The sequence below is a fragment of the Streptomyces sp. NPDC005574 genome, assembly GCF_040605435.1.
Taxonomy (GTDB): domain Bacteria; phylum Actinomycetota; class Actinomycetes; order Streptomycetales; family Streptomycetaceae; genus Streptomyces.
Window position 1 is genome coordinate 1 of record NZ_JBEXCW010000225.1, and the last position, 3,681, is coordinate 3,681.

Here is a 3,681-nt window from a genome sequence, read left to right on the forward strand (position 1 = left end):
GCCCACGGCAGGCTGAACCATAGGCCGCCATCCGGCCCCACCACGACCTAACACACCCTCAACGACCCGCTGCCCCAACAAGTTGACAACGCCCCGGCGAGGGCTCCCGCTCAACCTGACAATGCCCCGCAGCCAGCACGGCGCGGTCGACGCTGCTGCTGATCCCTTCGCGGTTGTGCTGGAAGGCCGCGAGGAAGCCGGGGAAGTATTCGCGCAGGTGGGAGCGGAGTTTGTTGCCGGCCTGGGTGCGGCCCCAAACCCGTCCTGCTGGGCGGGGCCAGTCCCGCGACCGCTTGGGCCAGCTCGCTGGTCGTCAGACAAAGTCTCGCAGCGGTTGCCGTTGCTCGCGCGTTTTGGCGTCGGCCATTGGTATTCGCGTTGCCCATGGCTATCGCATTACATCAAGACTGATGAGTATCTAGTCCTCATTTTGCACGGAGATGCATCTTGCGCGTGGTTTGTTTTATAGCATATATCCGGATTGAAACCTCAACGGCCGCTGAACGCGCGACAGGTGGGGCGTTATGTTCGGCGATAGTTGCTAGCCGCGCGGTTAGCGTCTGAGTTGCGGTCCCGGTGTCGCGCGCTGGTCTCAGCGGTCGGATTGGATCTGCCTTCAGGGATTGGAGGCATGTCATCGTTGCGCCGAGCCCTCGGAAGAACAGTGGCCGTGTAGTGGACAGCGGACCGTTGCGACACGGTATCGAGAGGGAAAATGAACGTGGCAAACTGCCAAACACCTGAGCACGCCGGCGAGGTGCCGCAGGACGATAGTTGGGAGTTGCCCGGATACACGCACGGACGTGAGCTGGGCATCGGAGCTACAGGCCGGGTCGTCCTCGCTCAGCATGACTCAACCGGGGTACCCGTAGCCATCAAGTATCTCAACGGCCCGTCCGTGAACTATGAGCACCTGCGCGCAGAGGCGGGGATGCTCGGCACAATCGACTCACCACACGTCGCCCGCTTTTACGAGTATGTCGAAGGTCCGCTTGGTGGGGCCATCGTCATGGAGTTGGTGGACGGCATTTCTCTGCGCGACCTGCTCCATGTGGAGGGTGCTACTAAGCCCGAGGCCGCGCTCACCGTGCTCAAGGGTTCACTGCTTGGCCTCGCGGCTGCCCACGCGACAGGCCTTGTGCACCGCGACTACAAGCCCGGCAATGTACTCGTGACCCCTGATGGCACTTCCAAATTGGTCGACTTCGGCATCGCCGTGCCCAGCGGCTACACCGGCTTCATCGCTGGTACTCCTCCTTACATGGCGCCGGAACAATGGGCGGGCGCGACTGCTTCCCCATCTACAGATGTCTATGCAGCGACGGTAACGTTCTTCGAGTGCCTTACGGGTGCCAAGCCATACGCTGGATCAACGCTTAAAGAGTTGGCAGTCGCGCACTGCGAGGCCCGGATTCCCGAAGAGCAGGCGCCAGAGGCGCTGCGGTCGTTGATCAGGGCTGGGTTGGCGAAGACGCCAGAAGGACGACCAACGGACGCGCTCTCCTTTATCGCGGAACTGGAGGCGGTGGCTGGCACCACGTACGGTCGTGATTGGGAAGAACGTGGAAGGGGGCAACTTGCTGCCCTATTGGCGCTATTGGCGCTTCTCTTGCCCTACGGAAGCGGGCAGGAGACGGGAACAACTTCGCTGGCCACCACCGAACTGGGCGGATCGAGAAAAGCAGGTGCCGCAGGCGAACCAGTGGGTCCGGGCGGAGGGTCGAGGTCTCGTTGGCGACCGAGGACTATCGGCACTGCGGCGGCCGGTGCGGTCCTGATCGGCGGCGCACTAGTAGGGCTCTCGACACTTGGGACCAGCCAGTCGAACAACGCCACCACGTCTGCCCACTCGAAGCTCACAGCCCGCCCTGGGTCTACCTTCAGCGAGATTCCGGCGACGAATTCCGGACTTCCCAGCAGGTCTGGATCCGGCGTGCCTGTGTCGGCGGCCTCTGACCTGCCCTCCGCCGTGCCTCCCGTGTCGGCCTCCGAGCCGTCCTCCGCGTTGCCTTCGTACTCCAGCTCCGCACAGCCAGCACCGGGCCCGACGACCGACGGGACACCGAAGCCGAGTATGGCCCCCACGGGCAGGGGGGGCGCCCCGACAACCGCCGCGTCACCCAGCCCCTCACATGCGCCACTACACGTTCACACGATCTCGATGACAGTGGGCTGCGACCAGCGGTACGCCGCAAAGGCTGAAGGCACAGTGACTACTGACGGAGCCGCGATAGGCACACTGACCGTGACCTGGACCGATAACACCGGACGCCAGGTCGCCTCGAATAGCCTGACTCTTCCTCACGGGCAAACGAGCATCCCGTTCGCCTTTTCACAGCCGTTCAATTTTTCCGAGAGCCTAACGGCCCGGGCGGCTACCTCTCCAGCGGCAGCAAGCGGACAAAACGCCTCCGACAGCAGGTTTTCCTTCCTTTGTGACCCTCCCCGCTGAAAACAGAACCGCGATGAGTAAATACCGTCAGCACTCCGAAAATCACGCCCAGGACGGGCTCGGGCAACCAACCAGGACGGGAGAAACGATCAATCTCCCACTGATCGGCGACACCGACACGGTGCTGCCCGGATCGACGAAAGTCGGCCCCGAAGAGCAGACCCTTCTGCTGCCTCCTCAGCGCTTCATACCTGCGAGAGAGCCGAGCATTAGGGTCCAGCCGGGATCCGCCGCCCCGATGACCCAGGCTTCCGAAGCGCCCACTGTCTGGTTGCCCCAGCCCGTAACAAAGCCAGCGCCCGAAGACTTCAACAATGGCACCCTACTCGACCCCAACGCATGGGCCCGTATCACTCAATCGGTCTCGGCAACTCCTGACGAAGACCTGCCTAACTCCGGCCCCCGCATTTCTCTACAAACTGCGAACATCTGGCACAACACTGAGTCCACGACCAACCACCCACGTCGCAAGCGGCGCTGGGTGGTGCCGCTGCTGGTCTTGCTCTCGTTGTTTGCTTTCCTAATCTACCAACGCTACGAGCAACCGGTCTCCATCGCTAAGGTATCGGTCCACACCGACGCTGCCGGGCCCGCCTGCAACCGCACAGTTCAGATTACTGGCGTTATGGAGACCGACGGCGGTGCTGGCAAGATCACCTACCGGTGGCACCGCAGTGACGGCACCAATTCCGATGTGCTCACCCAGCACGTACCAAGTGGTCATCACACCACTGAACTCATGCTGCGCTGGACCTTTGAGGGCCACGGCAGTATGCAGGCCACCACCACCCTCGAAATCCTCACCCCCGTGCCAACCTCTGCTGCCGTAACCTTCCGGTACACCTGTAGGGGCAATGGTCATGAGTTAGGGAGTGTCATGAATCAGGTGTGGATCTCCTCGAAGGAGTCACCTGATGAGTACGACGACTGATCACCTGATCGAGTCCGTGGACAGTGTGTCGCTTGCCAAGTGAGGGGCCTCGCGCTTTCCGGACAGTGATCTGACCATCTATTCACGCAGCCATTCGCAACTCCATATATTCGGCGTGGACTTCTCACGGAGGTGTTGACCTCGATTCGTCAGGGGTTGTGAGCTGCTGACCGGTTGGTCGGTTCGCCCCTTTTGTCCCTGATGGCATTGTCAGGTTGAGCGGGAGCCCTCGCCGGTGGCATGATCATCTGTCTGGTCGGATCGCCGGGAGGGGCTGCTCGTGGACGCGGTGTCGTAC

At 62.0% G+C, this 3,681-nt stretch carries 2 protein-coding genes; both read left to right on the forward strand.

Features of this window, described 5'->3' with window-relative positions; translation table 11 throughout:
- Positions 1 to 715 precede the first annotated feature (715 nt).
- Complete coding sequence (locus tag ABZT03_RS43350) at positions 716 to 2,452, forward strand: protein kinase (RefSeq protein ID WP_356049710.1); 1,737 nt, start codon at positions 716 to 718, stop codon at positions 2,450 to 2,452.
- Positions 2,436 to 3,383, forward strand: coding sequence for a hypothetical protein (locus ABZT03_RS43355; RefSeq protein ID WP_356049712.1), 948 nt, complete (start codon positions 2,436 to 2,438; stop codon positions 3,381 to 3,383). The genes ABZT03_RS43350 and ABZT03_RS43355 overlap by 17 nt, the downstream gene beginning before the upstream one ends.
- Positions 3,384 to 3,681 lie beyond the last annotated feature (298 nt).